Raw genomic sequence first — 19,640 nt, forward strand, 5'->3', positions numbered from 1 at the left:
ACTCGGAAGCCCCTCATAAATATTTTTTGCATTACCTGCCCCATACCGTCCACCAGGTACACAGAAACGGTCTGAAAAGCGGCTAAAAAGAGGCAGCCGTATGCTTTGTGGCTTCCTCTTTTCAGAATCACGAATACAATTGCTCTATTCCGTTTTTGTTTTCAAACTCTTTTTTTTACGGCTCATGACGATACTCTGGACGATCAGGAACAGGCAGAGCATGGCGGCGATGGTGATCCCTGTCCACCAGGCCTGATCCAGTCCGGCCGATGATACTATATTCTGTATGGTGCTGAGGGAGAGCACACCAAAGAAAGTACCAATGATATTGCCTACCCCTCCGGTCAGCATGGTGCCGCCGATGATGGACGAAGCGATGGCATTCATCTCCATCCCGCTGGCGTGTGAGGCGGAACCGGAGCCTACATGCATGAAATATACAAACCCACCGATACCGGCCAGAAGGCTGCAGATCAAATGGGAGAGGAATTTTGTTCTTTTCACATTGATCCCGAGCATCAGCGCACTTGTCTTATTGCCGCCGACCGCGTAAAAGCTGCGGCCCAGCTTTGCCCATCGAAGAACACAGAACAGTATGATTACAACCAATATCGCGACCACCACGCCGATTTCAATATAGGCATTTACGAAGTTCCCGAGTTTATTTACGGAACCGACGCCGGGGACCAGGATACGGGTTTCCTTTACGGCGACAAACTGCTCGTTGGCCACATTAAAGGGGGTCGTATTGACGATCGTCGTCATGCCCCGGGCAAAAAACATTCCGGCCAGCGATACGATAAACGGCTGGATATCCAGGTAGGCGACCAGAAATCCCTGTACCAGTCCAAATGCAAGACCGATCGCCAGTGCGATGGCTACCGCGCCCAGCACATTTCCGCCATGGAAATCCAGATAAACAGCACAGCACATGCTCACCAGTGCCGCAACGCCTCCAACGGAGATGTCGATGCCGCCGGTGATCATGACCAGGCTCATTCCACAGGAAGTTATGATCAACGCGGCATTCGCGTTCAGGATGTTGAAAAAGGTCTGGGGTTTTAAAAAGCCCTTTCCCTGCAGCAGAATCGCGCCGATATACATGACAAAGAAAACCACGATAGTAATAATCAGCAGCAGGTTCGTGTCGGTGATACGGTTCGTTTTACCGCCCGGCTGTTTCCCGGCGGATGTTGACTTTTTGAATGACGGCATATTAAGCGGCCTCCTTTCCGTGTGATTTTGACTTTAATTTCTTCCAGAAGCCGGAGAGGCCATCCCTCACCACCGGCGCGCTTAAAACGACCAGCAGGATTACCACCACAGCCTTGTAAGCGGAGAGCGCATCGGACTGTACATTGAACTTATAGAGCGTGGTCGTGAGGAACTGAATCACATAAGCGCCCAGGATCGAGGCGGCCATGTTGAATTTACCGCCGCTTAACGCGTTGCCGCCCAGCGCGACGGCGAGAATGGCATCCATCTCTATATCTTTGGCGATGACCGAATAATTGATGGAAGACAGACGGCTTACCTTGATCAGACTGGCCACCGCCACGCACAGGCCGAGAATCACAAAGGTCATAAACTTGATGACGGCGGGATTCAGACCATTTAACCGGGAGGAACTTCCATTGATACCCACCGCCTGTACATATAAGCCCAGATTCGTAAACCGCAGAAGGAGCGCAGTTACGATCATACAGGCCACTGCGATGAAAAATGGCGTCGGAATCGGAATCCCAGGAATAAATCCCCCATAATAACTAAACGCGGGATCGCTGATGATCGGAAGCTCGTTATTATTGATCCAGGCGGCGATGGAACGCCCGGCTGTAAACAGAATGAGCGTTGCCACCATGGGCTGGATCTTAAAATACGCCACCAGCGTCCCGTTGAACGCTCCAAACAGCATAGCCACCAGGCAGCTGATCAGAAAAGCCACGATTATCGGCGCCTGAAGGGTCTCCGGTCTGGAATTCGTGCCGCAGAGGACCCGCAGAATCACACTCCCGCTGATGGCGATCGCAGCGCCCACACTGATATCCTGACCTCCTGTGGCAGCCGTGACCAGCGTCATGCCGATGGCGAGAATCGCTAACTCAGAACCATAATCCAGGATCGTCATCAGGTAACCGGACAATACAGGATCACCCGCGCTGTTATAGCCCAGTGAAATCTTGAAGAAGGAGGGATCGGTTATGAGATTAAACAGGGCAAGCAGCAGCAAAGCCGCGATCGGAATAAAGATCTGCCGTCTGAACAGACTTCCAAAAAATTCAGATACTTTTGATTTTTTCATTTCTTGATTCCCCATTATTCTTTCTCACCTCCGGCAATGGTGCTCATAATCATATTCTGGGTCAGCTCTTCGCCCGACAACTCACCTACGACCTTGCGGTCCCTCATCACGATCAGACGTGAACAGGTTCGCAGCATCTCGTCCGTCTCAGAGGAGATGAACGTAATGCTCATACCTTCGGAAGCCAGCTTCAGCACTAATTTCTGTATATCGACTTTGGTCCCCACATCGATCCCGCGGGTGGGTTCATCCAGGATCAGATATTCCGGGTTGGTGAGCAGCCAGCGGGCCAGAATGACCTTTTGCTGATTACCGCCGGACAGGGACTTGACCGGTGTGTCGGCGGAGGCTGTCTTGATCCCCAAAAGCTTGATATAATCGTCCGCGAATTTGTTGGCCTCTGCCCTGGTAAAGGGCTTGAAGAATCCCTTAAGCACCTGAAGAGCTAATATAATATTCTCCCTCACCGACAGATCGCCTATGATACCGTCCACCTTGCGGTCTTCCGGCAGGTAAGCGATTCCGCTTCTCATGGCGTCGATGGGTTTCGATATCTTTATGGTTTTGCCGTTTTTCTTTACCGTTCCGCCCAGTACCCTGTCTGCGCCGAAGATCGCGCGGACGCATTCGCTGCGGCCGGAACCCAGCAATCCGGTGAAGCCGTTCACTTCACCTTTCCGGATCGTAAAATCAAACGGTTTGATTCCGGCGTTGCTTACCAGGCCGTTTGCCTCAAACACAGGAACCGATGTATCATCCGCCTCATAATCCTCATGTCCGCCCCGGATATCCGACATATCGTCCAGCTCTTTGCCCAGCATCTTGGAAACCAACTGAACCCGGGGAAGATCCTTGATTTTATATTCGCCTACCAGCTTTCCGTCACGCAGAACCGTAATCCTGTCGCACACCTCATACACCTGATCCAGGAAATGGGTGACAAAGATAATTCCAACGCCTCTGGCGCGCAGATCACGCATCAGGACGAAAAGTTTCTCCACCTCCTGTTCATCCAGGGAAGAAGTGGGCTCATCCAGGATCAGCACTCTGCAGTCCATATCCACGGCCCGCGCGATGGCGACCATCTGCTGGACCGCAATCGAACAGCTGGCCAGCTGCTGTGCCGCTTTGGCGGGGATGTCGAGCGCCGCAAGCATCTTATCCGCATCCGCATTGATTTTTTTCCAGTTCTGATACAGACTGTGGGTTCTGCCTATGTACATATTCTCAGCGACCGAAAGATTCGGACAGAGGGTAATTTCCTGATAGACAGTGCTGATCCCCAGCTTCTGGGCATCCTGCGGAGAACGTATGACTGCCGCCTTATCCGTTCCGTTCAGGAAAATCTGGCCTTCATCTTTTCCGTAAACCCCGGTCAGAACTTTAATCAAGGTCGACTTTCCCGCACCGTTCTCGCCCATCAGCGCATGGATCTCCCCTTCCCGCAGTGTAAAATCCACTCCCTGTAAAGCGCGTACGCCGGGAAAACTCTTGTAAATATTTCTCATTTCCAGTATGGGTTTCTCATTCAAACGTGTATTCACCCCTTCAATTCTTTTTTAAAATAAGCGCAGAGCAAGCGTCGAATCTTCGTTTACGCTGCGCCGCGCTTATATCACTTTCTTAACCATGAACTTAACTAAAGCTTACTATGTACTTTATGGTAGCCCAGCTTTTAAGGATTTAGATCCCGTATTTATCTACATCGTCCTGAGTAATGGTAGAAGCGTCGAATCCTTTCTCATCCATGATGATCGTTTTTTCGGAGATCGTTCCGCCGCCCTGGATGGTTTTGATGATCTCATCTATGTAGGAAGCCTGGAACGGGTTACACTGTCCGTCGTAGTTCCAATTCTGGTTCAGCAGTTCTTCCAAAGCCCATTTGTTGCAGTCAAATCCCATAATTATGACGTCTTTGCCGACACCATGGGAAATATTCGCTTTATCCAGAGCGGCTACTGCACCTTTGGCCATATCGTCATTTTCTGCGTAAACGACATTAAAGGATTCTCCGGAATCAATCACGGACTGAACGATCTGCTGAGCCTTTTCCGCGTTCCACTCTGCGGTCTGCTGTGTAACCAGCTTCCAACCGTCATTTTTGACTGCTTTATCCAGAGCGCCGGTACGTCCCTGCTGCGCCGCGGAACCCATAACTCCCTGAAGGTGGATGATATTATACTCGCTGAATCCCTGCCCTTTCAGCCAGTCGACCGCCGTCTGTCCCTCTTTGGCCATATCGGAGACAATGGAAGCTTCGTAAAGGCTGGGGTCCGCATCGATCGTACGGTCAAACAGGATCACCCGGATTCCTTCGTCCTGTGCATCCTTCAGAACCGAATCCCAACCTGCGGTGTCCGCAGCGGACAGAAGAAGATAATCCACACCGTCCTGAATGAACTTCTGTGCCGCCGTAATCTGTTCGTCATTTTTAAGGCTGTAAGCAAAAGAGGCTTCATACCCATTCGCTTCGGTGAACATTTCCTTCATGTCCTTATCGTTAGCGGTCCGGTATCCGGATTCATTCGGATCATTGTTAATGATACCAACCTTAATCAGTTCCCCGGAGTCTGCCGCCGGAGCTGCCGCGTCCGCTGCGCCTGCATCATCAGCCGGGGCTTCCGCTGTCGGAGCTGCCGGAGCCTGTGTCTTCGCCGGAGCCGGATCGGCTGCCGCTTCCTCTGTCTTCGAACCGCAGGCTGTCAAACTGATTACCATGGCCGCCGCCATCATAGCTGCTAAAATTTTCCTTTTCATTAAAAATCCTCCTTTTGTTATGAGTTTCAAAGATTTATTCTTTTGATGTTTCTATCTTAAATCTGATCAGACAGTAAATCCATGCAGATAACTCACACAAAAGTTGGAATTTTTCAGTGAAATGGAAATAAGTTGAATATTCTCTTATTTAAGTTTGTTTTTTTATTCAATAGGATTGTACGTATTCCGGGAAAATCTTATACTTGATGCGGGTGAACAGCGGTTTCGTCCTCATCCTCATAAGGAAGCCGAATACTGACGACAGTCCCTTCCCTGTAGGTACTCTGTATGGAAATCCCGTAGTCCTCCCCGAAATTCAGCCGGATGCGCTCATTCACGTTATACAGCCCATAGATATCGTTTGCGGTGGCTATCTTGCGCCGTATGCCATCCTGGAGCTGCCGCAGACGTTCCGGGCTGATTCCGATCCCATTATCTTCGATTTGTATCGTGAAGAAATCTTCAGACATACTTCCTCTGATTACGATACGGCCAAACCCACGTTTGTTTTTGATGCCGTGGTACAGAGCGTTTTCCACCAGCGGTTGGATGGTGATCTTGGGAATCAGGCGGGAATCCAGTTCTTCCGGTACATGAATTTCATATTTTAAAATGTCCTGGTAGCGGACCTGCTGTATTTCGAGATAACTTCTTACATGCTGCAGCTCTTCTTTTATCGGGATGATGTCCTTTCCCTGATTCAGTGATGTGCGGAAGAACTCGGACAGACTGCCCACCATGCTGACGACCTTCTTTTGTTCACCGGCTTCCGCCAGCCATACGATAGCGTCCAGAGTGTTGTATAGGAAATGAGGGTTGATCTGTGACTGCAGAAGCTGGAATTCCGCTTTTCGGATACGGATCTGTTCCTTTGTCACCTGGTTCAGCAGCTCATTGATCTTATCGATCATGGTGTTCAGGGAATCGCTTAGCGCGCTGGCTTCCACACCGGTCCTGACGTCCGAACGCACGGAGAGATCCCCCTTCGCCACCTGGTCGGTCACATCGATCAGCGTCCTGATGGGGCGTGTGATGCTCAGCGGAATATAATAAGACAGAAAGGTGATCAGCAGGATAATACCTGCGGATACAAATATGGAGAACCGGATCATAGACATAAAGAAATTCTGGTACTCCTCGCGTGAACGCTGAATATCCCTGATTTCATAATAGATATATTCAAAAATAGTTTCCCGGAGCAGGGAGGTGACGATTTGCACATCATTTTCCCAGATCTCAATATTTTCCTCGTATTTGTTGCCCTCTCTCAGGTTCTGCATAATTCGGTCGGTATAGATATTCAGATTTGTCAGATATTTTTTAGCACTGTTCAGCCGGTTGACATTTTCCGGCAGGTTTGTCAGCTCCTCCAATCCGTTCACGATTCGGTTGGCCTCGTCCAGCATCCCGTTCAGATTGGATTCCCCGATGGTTTTGTTCTCGACGATTAACAGATAGGTTTCATAATCAAAATCTTTCTTGAAATCCAGACTGAACTCACTGGCAACGGATGTTGAATTGATCATATTTTCATAATTGCGGTTAAGGGACCATAGATTATAGAAACAAAAGATTAAAAACAGAACGATAGGGACCAGCAGCACCAGGTAAGAATATCTGATCTTGGTAGCGAGAGTCGAATTATTATAAAACTGTTTGATCCGATTCAACATTTACACGTCTCCTTCGGGTGTTTTATCGCCCCGGTACTGGGTCGGAGTCATTCCCTGTGTTTTCTTGAACAGATATGAAAAATAATGTGGGTCCTTGTAGCCGACTTCCATCCCGATTTCACTGCTTCTTTTGCCGGTGCACCGAAGCAGTTCTTTTGCCTTGCTCATTCTGTAGTCGGTCAGGTACTTGGTAAAGGTCTGGCCGGTCTGCTGGCTGAAGATCGTACTCAGATGGTTGGGAGAAAAGTTTACCTGCGAGGCCAGCAGGTTTAGGGAGAGTTCTTCTTCGCCGTAATGCTCCTCTATGTACTTCGTCACCTCCGAGACAATATCGCCGTATCGGTTGCTGGCGCTTTTATCCCGCAGCTCCAGCGCCTTTTTGATGATCTTCGACACATAGTCCACAGTGCTTTCCAGGTTGTGTAAATATCTCGAATCGAAAGGGGTGATCTCATCCTTCGGTATCTGCAGCCCTTCCAGGAAATCGACAACACAAAAGTAAGCGTCCATGGTAATGTATTGCCTGAATATATTCGATTTCATAAGGCTGGAGCCAAGTCCTTTGTAAAATTCTTCCACAAAATAAATGGCTTCCTCTCTGTCTCCGGATTTGAGAAATTCCCTGATTTTGCTTCTGTCTATCTGTCTCGGATCCACATTGCAGATGCTGAATTCTTCTTTTTCCAGATAAACCCGCCGCTCGATATCCCTGAGGTCCAAGATGCAGCTTTCCTGTACCAGATAACGGTGCGCGAACGCGTGACTCGCACTTTCGAAGGAAGCGGGCAGTTCCCTCAGCCGGTTCACCGGCTCCCCGATCCCTCCAAAATAGCGGACATTTTCATATTTTTCCAATATGTCCTTGAGTTTGGAAAGAGAATCGTTCTGTAATCTTTCCAGCTCCGGCTTCGAATCCGCTTTGAATAAGAGCGCCTTTCCCTCCAGATTCCGGTCAAAGATCAGCAGATGCGCCTCATCCTCCAGCTTTTCCAGTTTCTGCTCGATTTCCACCAGGCTGTCGGAATACTCGCTGTGACCATGTTTCAGAGACTGTGTCTTAAACAAAACGATATTATACCACAGGGAAGACAGATCGATATCCAATTTGTCTGCAATCTCCAGCAATTCGCCTGCGGACTTGGAACCTGTAACCAGAAAATGAAACAGATCCTTTCTGTCTTTGAGAAAGTTCTCTTCCATTTCCTTCATATACATTTCCCTGATTTTCCGCTCCTGGCGCTTTTCTTCTATTTTGGCAGCCAGAGTGTCGACTTCTTTTAAAAGATCTTCTCCGTTGATCGGTTTGGTTAGATACTGTGCGATGCCGATCTTGATTCCTTCCTTTGCGTACTCGAATTCCTCGTACCCGGTCAGAATGATGATCTCCGTGTAGGGCAGTTCCTTTTTGATCAGTTTACTTAAAACTAAACCATCCATAAAGGGCATGCGGATATCAGTGATTACAATATCCGGTTTCAGCTTCTGTATCATTGGAAAGGCCAGTTCCCCGTCGCTGGCTTCCCCACAGAAGTCATATCCATGGGATTTCCAGTCAATGTTGTTTTTAATTCCTTCCCGGATTACGAATTCGTCTTCCACTAAAAATACTTTTAACATAACTTCACCCCTGATCAGAAATGTAATCTAAATACATAAAATGTCCGTCATTTTACACTTCTATTTCATTTAATTATAACATGTATGAAATAGATAGTTGTTTGTTTTCTTACGCATTGAGTTTGTTTTTATTTGAAAAATACGCTAAGCTGTGTGAGCGGAGCTCCTTTGATATAAGAAAAGTGATAACACGCTTATAATTTCTATATAGCTCGTACACAAAATATTCACAAAACCAAAAAAGTTACTATATCTAATGTAGAAAAGTTACTCTGCCCTATGATAACCTTAGACCATGATAAAGGAAGTCCTGCAGGCCCCTTAAAAGATCAAAAAAAAGATCAGGAGGATTCAGTTAAGAATGAAAAAGAAAATAGTCAGTTTATTATTAGCAGCTGTTATGACCTTATCCCTGGTAGCATGTGGAAGCGGAAACGACAAGAAAGCAGACGACACCAATGCAGACGCATCAGCAGCACCGGCTGCCACCGCAGCGGCGGATGAGGACAAAGACGCAGCGCCCGCAGAGGACAGCGGCGAAGAAGTAACCTTATCCTTAATGGTAACCACCAGACCGACCACCGACAACAAGGACTTCTATCTGGACTGGCTGCCGGAACTGGTGAAAGAAAAATACCCCAACATCAACATCGAGGTAGAACAGCTTCCCACCGACCAGTACAAACAGACTGTTAAATTAAAATTCGCCAGCGGACAAGGCCCTGACATCTTCACCTGGTGGGCCGGACTTCAGGCACAGGATCTGGTAGACGCCGGTTATGTAAGAGACATGTCCGATTTCTCCCAGTTAGGAAAATTCAGCAAATCCATCGCCGATTCCTACAGCTTTGACGGAAAGACCTACGCGATTCCGTTAGGTTCCAGCTTCCTGACCACCTGGTACAACAAAGATGCCTTCACCGATGCCGGTATCGACAAGATCCCCGAAAACTGGGACGAGTTCCTGGCAGCCTGCGATAAATTAAAAGCAAAAGGCTACACTCCGATTACCATGGGTGACAAGCAGTCCTTCGTAATCCAGTTTGGTGTATATCAGATCGGCGCATCCGCCATCTATGCCGACAACTATGACTTTGACAAACAGTTATTCACAGGCGAAACCAAATTTACAGATCCCGCCTGGATTGACACGATCAACAAGTACAAAACTCTGTACGATAAGGGATATATCATTGATAACTCATTAGGCTTATCCCAGGAACAGAGCCGTCAGGCTTACCTGGACGGAAAAGCGGCGATGATCTTCGACGGCAGCTTTGGCTATGACGCGCTGAACAAACAGGGCGCGGTAGAGTTCGAAAAAGGCATGTTCGCGATTCCTTCCAACGAAGCAGGAAAAGAATTCGTATACAATTTAACCCCGTCAAACGGTATCTTCGTAAGCGCCAACTCCAAGAATCAGGAAGCCATCGACAAAGTTCTGGAATACTGGTTCACGGAAGGAACCCCGTTATTCGAGAAATGGGTAGAGTTAAGCTCTGACATCCCCTGCTACGAAGGTGTGGAAGATAAGAGACCCCTGATTCAGGAATATCTGGACCGCTACAAAGACTACAAGAATATCTATAACCTGAACAATGCATGGCCGGAAGGTGTCAGCGATATGATGTGCACGAAGTTCCAGGAAGTAATTGCCGGTGATGCGACCGCAGAAGATGTCTGCAACGCAATGCAAAGTAAATTTGAAGAGCTTACGGACAAATAGACCGATAAGTCGATAAGATAAAACGGGCATAAAAGGCATTTGCAAATAGTGAGTTCACATTTGTAAATGCCTTTCTGAATCTAATAGGAGGCTATTCATGATCAATAAAAAGAAACGAAATATATTGCTTGCGTTCCTGATTCCGGCACTTCTCTTTTACCTGATTTTCTGGATCTCTCCGGTTCTGATGTCATTCTACTATGGATTGACCAACTGGAGCGGTATGGGTGATTTTGATTTTGTAGGACTTAAGAACTTCAAGTATCTGTTCCAGGAAGGAACACTGACCAATGCCATGAAGAATACCATCATCTATGCGGTATTCGTGGTAGTCTGGGGAAACATCCAGGCGCTGTCGCTGGCATTGATCCTGAATATGAAGATCCGGGCGAAAGGGGTATTCCGTACGATATTCTATCTGCCCGCCCTGTTCAGCACCATCGTTGTGGCATTCCTGTGGAGTTATGTATATGCGCCTTACTACGGAATGATATCCGAAGTGCTGAGTTCCCTGGGTTCCGGCATCGTGCCGAACCTGCTGGGCAGCAAGGGGACCGCATTGCTGGCGGTGGCTTTTGTAGAAACCTGGAAGACCTCCGGCACCATGACTATCATCTATCTGGCCGGACTTCAGGGGATCGATGAGGATGTCATCGAAGCGGCCAGGATCGACGGCTGCAGCGCATGGCAGACCACCACCAGGGTCCGTATTCCCATGCTGGCCAACACCATAACCGTTAACGTAATGCTTGGACTGATCGGCGGATTCAAATCCTTCGACTATGTGTTCGCATTGACAGGCGGCGGCCCGGGCAGCTCTTCCAGTACCTTGATGTATACCATCTACAAGATGGCGTTTGTGGAAGGCCAGTTCGGCAAAGCGGAAGCGCTGGCAGCCTTCGCCTTCGTATTCATATTGATTATATCCGTGGTTGTATTGTTATTCATGAGGAGAAAGGAGATAGAGGCATAATGAGAAAAAGTGTAAGAAAAGAAATCATCATCACCATCTGCCTGGCATTATTTTTCCTGCTGTTCCTTTCCCCGATTATTATCGCGTTATCCGGTTCCTTCCGGGAGCTGAAGGATTCCAGCTCTTACCTGAACCTGTTCCGCAGCTTTTCCCTGGAGAGCTATGGGATGGCCTTCGATAAAATGAACTACTTCCGGTCTCTGAAGAACAGCGTATTGATAACCTTTATCAGCGCGGCCCTGCTGCTTTTATTTACCTCCATGGCCGGCTATGCCATCGCCAGACTGAGAGGAAAATTAGGACCCTTCTTCCAGATCTTTTTCCTGGCCGGCATGATCGTGTCCGCCCAGATGTCCATCATTCCGATGTACCGGATTGTAAATGGAATCGGAATCGGCAATACGATCGCGGCTCCTATCGCCCTGTACGTGACCTCGGCCCTGCCGTTTTCCATTTTCCTGTACACGAATTTCATCAAATCCAGTGTGCCCTATGCGCTGGAGGAAGCTGCTACGATCGATGGGGCCGGAACGCTTCGGACCTTCGGGCAGATCGTAATCCCGCTGACCAAACCGGCGCTGACATCGATCGTGATCACACAGGGAGTACCGATCTGGAACGACTTCTTCTTCAGTATGCTGTTCCTGTCCGCACCGGAGAAAAAGACGCTGCCGCTGACCATGCTGAACTTCATCGGTGATATGGAAAATGCGACCCAGTGGAATATGCTGTTCGCCGCCTGCTTCCTTAGCGCGATCCCGATTCTCATCATTTACATATTCCTGCAGCGGTACTTCGTCAGCGGTCTGACCGTAGGAGCGGTCAAAGGCTGACTCCGGACCGTATTTGTATAATTATAAGTGATAGGGTAGAATGGATAACAGTGGAGGTGCGTTTATGAAACGTTCGAAAAGTATCCGTATTAAAATATTAGGATGCCTGCTGGCGATATCCATTCTGCCTATCGTTGTACTATTTATCTTTACCTTAAGAAATATCACACAGTTTTACCATGCCCAGATATCGACGGCCAGCAACAATGAGGTAAAAGTAGTTACCTCAAGGATAAACAATATATTTGAAAATCTCGACGGTGTGATGACATCTCTGATCTTCAGCGAATACGACGGCCGGAACTGCATGCTGTATATCTGTCAGAATGAGACAGAAGAGAATCTTCTGACTGCCGGCCAGCGGTTGGAAAATTACCGTATGTATGAGTATGTGTGCAGTAACCTGATCGGGAACAACCAGTACGCGGAGGGTGTTTATCTGTTCAACGAAAGCGGGTATACCTATTCCTTTGTGAGAAACCGGGAACTGGGGTTGGAGAAGGGGTACAGGGATTCCGTCTGGTATCAGGAACTGATGGAAAGCGAGAGCCTCCAGATTACCAAGATGTACCAGCCGGACAATTTTCCGCCCGACCAGCAGAAAATCGTGATCGCCAGACGTTTCACAGATGTAAAAGGCGAGCACTCCGCGGTATTGGCCCTGGTCTGTAATGACAGTATCTTTGACAATATTCAGGATAACAGCCTTCCCTGGGGGAAGAGCTTTGTCATGGGCGCAGACGGCACCATTCTCTACGGGGATTCAGAGGATGTCAGCTTAAAGGAAAGCGAAATCCAGGAAATTATCGGCAACGAGAGCGGAGTGATCATCAAGAACGGCAGCAATGACGCTTATATCTACGGGACCCTGAACGTGGAGGACTGGAACATTGTCAATGAGGTGTCCTTTGAGACACTGGCCCAGGTTTCCAATAAAAGTACGGTATATCTGATCGCGATTATCGCAGCTATCCTGATCTTTATCATCGTCCTGCTTTTATTTACAGAAAAGGTACTGCTGACGCCGCTGGTATCACTGGCCAGTATTATGAGCAATACGAGAGATATCAGACAGTGTTTTGAAAATAAATACCGGACCCGGCAGGATGAGATCGGCGTGTTGTACCGCTGCTATGAAAATATGTTAAAGCAGATCAATCAGCTGATCGAAGAAAAATATGTCAGCGAGATCCAATTCCTGAAAAGCAGGCTCCGCAACCTGATGTCACAGATAAATGCGCATTTTATTTTCAATACGTTGGAAAATATTAATTGTCTGGCTCAGATCGAGAATAACCAGCAGATCGTCACCATGTCAAAATCCCTGGGTGATATGCTTCGTTACAGTATCGAGTACGAACGGGACGAAGAGAAACTGAAAACCGAGGTCATGCACATACGACAGTATATCAATATCCAGGAGATACGGTTTGGCAATCAGATCCAGGTGGATCTGGATATAAACGAGGAGCTGCTGGAAGCGAAAGTACTGAAGTTCATGCTGCAGCCTGTGGTGGAAAATGCCATTGAGCACGGACTGACCGGGCAGGAAATGCCCTGGAAGATCTCGATAAAAGCGATCCGCGAAAACGGCCGCCTGGTGATTCAGGTGAAGGACAACGGAAGTGGAATGGATGATGAGACTCTCATTCAGGTCAGGGAGCGGATCTATCATCCCGACTCGATATCCGAGGACGCCAGATACAGCAGCATCGGATTGTCTAATATCCATAAGCGGATCCAGTTACTGTACTGCGAGAAGTTCGGTCTGGCCATAGACAGCCGTCCGGGCGAAGGGGTAACCGTAACCATGACCCTGCCGCTAAATATCTCATAAAATTACGAATGGAAAGGGGCTTTAGAACTATATGTACCGTTATATTATTGTAGATGATGAAGTCCTGATCAGAAAAGGGTTAATCAGCAAGATAAAAGACATTACTTCGATTCCGATCACCTGCGCGGGGGAAGCGGCCAATGGGATCGAGGGCCTGACGCTCATAGAAGCACAGGACCCGGATATTATCATTACCGACATGAAAATGACGAAAATGGACGGAATGGAATTCCTGGAGAAAATCGCAGAGCGCTATCCTGACAAACCGATTATTGTCATCAGCGGTTACAAAGCCTTTGACTATGTCAGCAAAGCGATCGAGAAAAAAGCGGTTGGATACGTGCTGAAACCATTCTCCACGGAAGAGATCGAAAAGCAGCTGGCTAAGGCGGCCGCTCAGATCGAACAGCAGAAAAATCTGATCCAGCTGGAGGAAAAGGTAGCGTTCTTCGAACTGAAACAGGAGCAGGACGTACTGCTTCAGGCACTGCTGGAGCCCTGGAACGACACGACGGAGGAAGCATTATCCTCCAGAAACTATAACCTGCAAAGTTACAATCTCCTGATATCTGTAAACAGCAAGGATCGGGAATGTATCTGCAAAGCAAAGGAGATCTGCAGGGAACATCTGAACGACATTAATTATATTATCCTGGAAAACCCGACGAATAAATACCAGTATTTTATCCTGATGGAAACCGCCCGGGAAGACTTACGGGAGAAAATGGAAGCGAAAGCGCAGCATATCGCCCGCTATCTGGAGAAAGCCACTCCGGCAGGCAAGCTGTTTATCTTCCTCTCTGATCCGGTCCGGGGATTTGAGAAGCTGAACCGCTGTTACCAGTTAAACGAAAGGCTGGAGCGGCAGATCTTCTTAAACGACCGGGTGCGTATTCTTCCGGCAAAAGCCATTTCCGAACAGAAAGGCATGGCTTATTCCGAGGACCACATGAAGAATCTGTTCCGGCGCCTGAAATATCAAAGCCAGAATACGAAAGAATTGCTGGATGATTTTTTCAACGGGATGGATCTGTCCAAACATACACTGGGCGTGATCGGGAATACCTGTGAAAATCTGATCAATAAAGTAAATGATTATGCCGTGCAGAACAACACGGAAACCGATGATATCATGAGCGTCTTCTACCGCCGCTACATGTTTCAGTCAAGCCTTGAGAAAATGCAGAAAGAGATTTCCGGTTATGTGATTCTCATCCTGAATTCCATTCGGATGGCTTCCCAGGAGAGTGATCTGCTGTTCGACCGGATCCAAGAGTACATCCTGAACAATTACCACCGGAAGCTGACCCTTCAGGTACTGGCCTCCCAGTTCTATATTCCGTCTGCCAGCTGCAGCAGCCTGATCAAAGAAAAGTTAAACATGAGCTTCAATGAATATCTGGCAGACATCCGGCTGGAGAAAGCCAAGCAGCTGCTGCAGGAGACCGACCTGAGCGCGGAGCGGATATCAGACGAGATCGGCTATTCCAATCCCAAATACTTTTTCAAAATATTCAAGAAAATGACCAACTTAACGCCGGTGGAATACCGCAACCAATACCGGTAGGATTTCAATTTGGGACATGTCCATTTCGGTTTGGGACATGTCCAGATTGAAATGGACATGTCCCAAATTGAAATGGACATGTCCCAGACTGAAATGGACATGTCCCAAACCGTAATGGACATGTCCCCAACTGAAACGGAGGACATTTGCATGTTATACAAGAAAGCACAGGAACCAAAGCTTTCAGAATCTCTGTTCCGAAATCCGACCAGCGAGTACCGGGCGGCTCCATTCTGGGCCTGGAACTGCGACCTGAAGGATGAGCTTTTATTAAAGGAAATCGGACAGTTAAAGGAAATGGGAATGGGTGGTTTCCATATGCATTGCCGTGTGGGCCTGAATACCCGTTACCTGGGAGAGGATTTCTTTCAGAAAATCAAGATGTGTGAGGAGGAGGCCAAGAGGCAGAATATGCTCTGCTGGCTCTACGATGAGGACCGCTGGCCCTCAGGCAGCGCCGGCGGCTTTGTAACCCGGGACCAGCAGTATCGTACCAGGTTCCTGGTTTTCGCTCCGAATGACGTGCCGGAGCCGGAGGAGGGGGCCTATATGGCCGCGGCCAAAGCGGTGCGCAGTAAGAACCGGAGGCTGATCGGAAAATACCGGATTCATCTGGACGAAGATGGATATATGACATCCTACGAAAAAGTGGGAGACCGGGAAGAAGCAGGCAGCGATCTGTGGAAAGCTTATCTGGAAATCTCCGGTGATACCCCCTGGTTTAACAACCAGGCTTACGTGAATACGCTTGATAAGAAGGCCATTGACCGCTTTATCGAACTGACCCATGAAAAATATTATGAAGAGCTAAAAGAGGATTTCGGAACGGCAATCCCGGCGATCTTTACCGACGAGCCCCAGACCAGCCATAAAGAAATGCTGCGGGAACCATTTTCCAGAGAACCGGTTATCTTTCCGTTCACCGACGATTTTGAGGAAACCTTCCGGAATAAATATGGCTTTTCCATCATTGCGCATCTGCCGGAACTCATCTGGGAACAGAAGGACAGCCCGGTATCAAAGATTCGTTATCTATATCATGTCCATGTCAGTGACCGTTTCTCCGAGGCTTTCGGGGATAATATCGGTAATTGGTGCCGGAAGCATGGCATCGCCCTGACCGGCCATATGATGAATGAATGGACGCTGCACTCCCAGACGTTGGCGATCGGGGAAGTGATGCGCCCCATGAAGAATTTCGGCCTGCCCGGCATCGATATGCTGTGCGACCGCCGGGAATTTTCCACTGCCAAGCAGGCCCAGAGCATCGCCCATCAGGAAGGCCGGGAAGGGGTCATGAGTGAGTTATACGGAGTGACCGGCTGGGACTTTGATTTCCGGAACCACAAACTGGCGGGTGACTGGCAGGCGGCACTGGGGATCACGGTACGTGTACCTCACTTAAGCTGGGTCTCCATGGAGGGAGAAGCCAAGCGGGATTATCCGGCCAGTATCGGTTACCAGTCCCCGTGGTACAAAGAATATCCCTACATAGAGAACCACTTTGCCAGACTGAACACCGCCCTGACCCGGGGAACCCCCCATGTGCGGGTCGGTGTTGTCCACCCGGTGGAATCCTATTGGATCTATTGGGGAAATAAAGAACAGACCTCCTTAGTCCGTCAGGTGCTGGAACATAATTTTGAAACCCTGATCGATTGGCTCCTGTTCGGTTTGATTGACTTTGACTTCCTATCAGAATCCGTTCTGGAAGATGAGCGGACGGATAATCAGGATCACAGATTCCATATGGGAGCTATGGCCTATGACGTGGTTATCGTACCCGAATGCCATACGCTGCGAAAACATACCGTTGATCTGCTGGAAGCATTTGCGGGTAAGGGCGGCGAAGTCCTGTTTATGGGAAATCTGCCGCGGTATATGGATGCCATGGTAAGCGAGGTACCCGGGCAGTTGGCCGCGCGTTGTACCAGAATCCCGTTTAACCAGGGAAACCTTCTGGAAGCGCTGGAAAGATACCGGGATATCGACATCACGGTACGGGGCGTGGACGGAGACGATCCCACCAGGATGAAACACAAAGAGACCGGAAACCGGGCTGCCAATCTGTTCTATCAGCTCCGGGATGACGGCAGCGGCCAGTGGCTGTTTATCTGCCATGTGAATAAGCCCAGAAACGAGCATATCACCTACACGGAGGAATGGACCATCCGAATCAACGGGCTCTGCCGCCCGGTGGTCTACGATACCATGACGGGTGAAATATATTCTATAGAAGCAAACTACAGAAGCGGCAGGACCCTCATTACCTATTACGGTTCGCAGCACGACAGCCTGCTTCTGCGGTTAGAACCGGTCCCCCGGGAAGAGGAAGAGCGGCAGGGGAAACGGCAGGAAGAACAAGTTAAGGCTGTGCGGGAAAAACAAATCTGCAGTCTGCCCAAAGAGACATCCGAACTACCAGATCCCACTGGATTTGAGCTGGAGGAGGAAAACGCGCTGCTGCTGGATCTGGCGCAATACGCGTTCGACGGGGAGGCCTGGCAGCCGGAAGATGAAATCCTGAGAATCGACAACAAGTTCAGGGAAAAACTGGGTCTGCCCCTGCGGATGGAAGCCCTTGCCCAGCCCTGGATCTATGAGGAGGAAGAGCAGGCCGCCCATATGCTGCGGTTGAGATACGAGATAACATCGGATGTGGAAGTGGAGGCCCCTGTTCTGGCGATGGAACACCCGGAGCTGGCGCAGATCAGGCTGAATGAGCACCCGGTTTCGCTGCAGGATACCGGCTGGTATGTGGACGAGTGTATCCGCAAGATCGCGCTGCCTCCGATCCACGCTGGGAAAAATATGCTGGAGATTTCCCTTCCGTTCGGCCAAAAGACCAATGTGGAATGGTGTTATCTGCTGGGAAGCTTCGGCGTTTCGGTGAGCGGCCGGAAAAAGAAGCTGATTCCCCTTCCGAAAAAAATTCAGTTCGGTGACTTTACCAGGCAGGGCCTGCCGTTCTATGCGGGGAATCTGGTCTATGAGGTCCCGTTAACCTGCGGGGAAGGTGAGCTTCATCTGGAGTTCTCCCATTACCGCGGAGCACTGATACAGGTGGAATTGGATGGCAGGACCGTGGGAAATGTAGCACTGGCTCCGTATCGGATCAACTGCGGCTGTGTGGAAACGGGAGCACATCAGTTGAAAATAAGGATCTTCGGAAACCGGCACAATGCGTTCGGCCCGGTCCACAATGCGGATGCTTCGGAAACCTGGTATGGACCGAATCTGTGGCGTACGCAAGGGAACAAGTGGAGCTATGAATATCAGTTGAAAGAGATGGGAATTCTGACCACTCCTGTCTACTGGCTTGAAGGGGAATAGAGGAAAAAGAATGTATCAGGTGATAGAAAAACAGCTCATTTCCCTGGAGGGGAAAACGAAAATGTGCCATGCCTCCACCATTTTGAAAGTAGATGAGAACCGGATGCTGGCCGCCTGGTTCGGAGGCAGTGCGGAAGGCGCGCCGGACACCGGAATCTGGATGTCAGCCAAAGAGGGAGGAACCTTTTGCAGCCCATGGCTCATCGAATCCACGGAAGAACCTCACTGGAATCCGGTACTGTTCCGCTTAAATGAACAGGTAATCCGCCTTTACTTTAAGGTCGGGCATAAGATCAGCGAATGGAGAACCATGACGGCGGAATCCACGGATGGCGGCAGAAGCTGGACGAAATCCAGAGAACTGGTTCCTGGTGATCTCGGAGGCCGCGGACCTGTGAAAAACAAAATGATCCGTTTGTCCGACGGAAGTATCCTGGCGCCGGCATCCCTGGAAAAGGGTGTGTGGAAAGCCTATGCGGACAGGAGCACGGATGAGGGCGTCCACTGGAGCAGGAGTAATGATGTCTTTTTGGCGGACGGAGATTATCTGCCCCGGCAGGAAAGGAACGGCAGCGATATTCCGGTTACCGAACAGTCTTTTGCGGGCAGGGGGGTTATTCAGCCCTCCCTGTGGGAATCCGCGCCGGGAAATGTACATATGCTGCTGAGAAGCTCGGAAGGCCGGATATACCGAAGCGATTCCGGGGATTTTGGGCAGAGCTGGTGTCCGGCCTACGCGACGGGACTGCCGAATAATAACAGCGGGCTGGATCTGGCGCGGATGGAGGACGGCCGGCTGGTTCTGGCGTGTAATCCGGTTTCCGATAACTGGGGCAAACGTTCTCCAATCTCGCTGCTGAGTTCGGAGGATAATGGAATCCACTGGAAGAAACGGATGGATATGGAGAACGGGCAGGGGGAATTTTCCTACCCCGCTGTGATCGCAGAGGGCCGCCGCATTCATGTCACATACACATATAAACGGGAAGCGATCGCTTACTGGTGTCTGGAACTGGGTTAAT

At 49.3% G+C, this 19,640-nt stretch carries 13 protein-coding genes; 7 read left to right on the forward strand and 6 right to left on the reverse strand.

The features are described from left to right. Positions 1–144 precede the first annotated feature (144 nt). From ABC831_RS09740 to ABC831_RS09765, 6 genes are all read right to left on the reverse strand, one after another. A complete protein-coding gene (locus ABC831_RS09740; protein WP_343247952.1) occupies positions 145–1,215 on the reverse strand; it encodes an ABC transporter permease subunit in 1,071 nt (356 codons plus the stop codon). A 1-nt stretch (position 1,216) separates the two neighbouring features. Next, entirely contained in the window at positions 1,217–2,302 is a 1,086-nt protein-coding gene (locus tag ABC831_RS09745) for an ABC transporter permease (protein WP_425524578.1), read from the reverse strand. A gap of 14 nt (positions 2,303–2,316) precedes the next feature. After that, positions 2,317–3,810, reverse strand: a complete 1,494-nt coding sequence (locus ABC831_RS09750) for a sugar ABC transporter ATP-binding protein (RefSeq protein WP_425524579.1) — start codon at positions 3,808–3,810, stop codon at positions 2,317–2,319. A 175-nt stretch (positions 3,811–3,985) separates the two neighbouring features. Then, a complete protein-coding gene (locus ABC831_RS09755) occupies positions 3,986–5,059 on the reverse strand; it encodes an ABC transporter substrate-binding protein (RefSeq protein ID WP_343247955.1) in 1,074 nt (357 codons plus the stop codon). 197 nt (positions 5,060–5,256) lie between these two features. After that, on the reverse strand, positions 5,257–6,732 hold the full coding sequence (locus ABC831_RS09760; RefSeq protein WP_343247956.1) for a sensor histidine kinase: 1,476 nt from the start codon (positions 6,730–6,732) through the stop codon (positions 5,257–5,259). Continuing rightward, positions 6,733–8,349 (reverse strand): response regulator, encoded by a 1,617-nt coding sequence (locus ABC831_RS09765; protein WP_343247957.1) that lies wholly within the window; start codon positions 8,347–8,349, stop codon positions 6,733–6,735. Positions 8,350–8,710: 361 nt separating this feature from the next. Here ABC831_RS09765 and ABC831_RS09770 point away from each other — a divergent pair, with 361 nt between their 5' ends. From ABC831_RS09770 to ABC831_RS09800, 7 genes are all read left to right on the forward strand, one after another. Next, a complete protein-coding gene (locus tag ABC831_RS09770) occupies positions 8,711–10,075 on the forward strand; it encodes an ABC transporter substrate-binding protein (protein WP_343247958.1) in 1,365 nt (454 codons plus the stop codon). Between the two features lie 97 nt (positions 10,076–10,172). Then, positions 10,173–11,048 (forward strand): carbohydrate ABC transporter permease, encoded by an 876-nt coding sequence (locus ABC831_RS09775; RefSeq protein ID WP_343247959.1) that lies wholly within the window; start codon positions 10,173–10,175, stop codon positions 11,046–11,048. Continuing rightward, positions 11,048–11,881 carry a carbohydrate ABC transporter permease gene (locus ABC831_RS09780; protein ID WP_343247960.1) on the forward strand — a complete coding sequence of 278 codons (834 nt, stop codon included), beginning with the start codon at positions 11,048–11,050 and terminating at the stop codon, positions 11,879–11,881. The genes ABC831_RS09775 and ABC831_RS09780 overlap by 1 nt, the downstream gene beginning before the upstream one ends. 64 nt (positions 11,882–11,945) lie before the next feature. Next, positions 11,946–13,718: a sensor histidine kinase gene (locus ABC831_RS09785; protein WP_343247961.1), complete on the forward strand. Its 1,773-nt coding sequence runs from the start codon at positions 11,946–11,948 to the stop codon at positions 13,716–13,718. A gap of 31 nt (positions 13,719–13,749) precedes the next feature. Continuing rightward, positions 13,750–15,285: a response regulator transcription factor gene (locus ABC831_RS09790; RefSeq protein ID WP_343247962.1), complete on the forward strand. Its 1,536-nt coding sequence runs from the start codon at positions 13,750–13,752 to the stop codon at positions 15,283–15,285. Positions 15,286–15,435: 150 nt separating this feature from the next. Further along, the gene (locus ABC831_RS09795; protein WP_343247963.1) at positions 15,436–18,618 is read left to right on the forward strand and encodes a type 1 glutamine amidotransferase family protein; all 3,183 of its coding nucleotides are present in this window, start codon (positions 15,436–15,438) and stop codon (positions 18,616–18,618) included. 10 nt (positions 18,619–18,628) lie between these two features. Continuing rightward, entirely contained in the window at positions 18,629–19,639 is a 1,011-nt protein-coding gene (locus tag ABC831_RS09800) for a sialidase family protein (protein ID WP_343247964.1), read from the forward strand. Position 19,640 lies beyond the last annotated feature (1 nt).

This window comes from Diplocloster hominis (assembly GCF_032380655.1).
GTDB lineage: Bacteria > Bacillota > Clostridia > Lachnospirales > Lachnospiraceae > Diplocloster > Diplocloster hominis.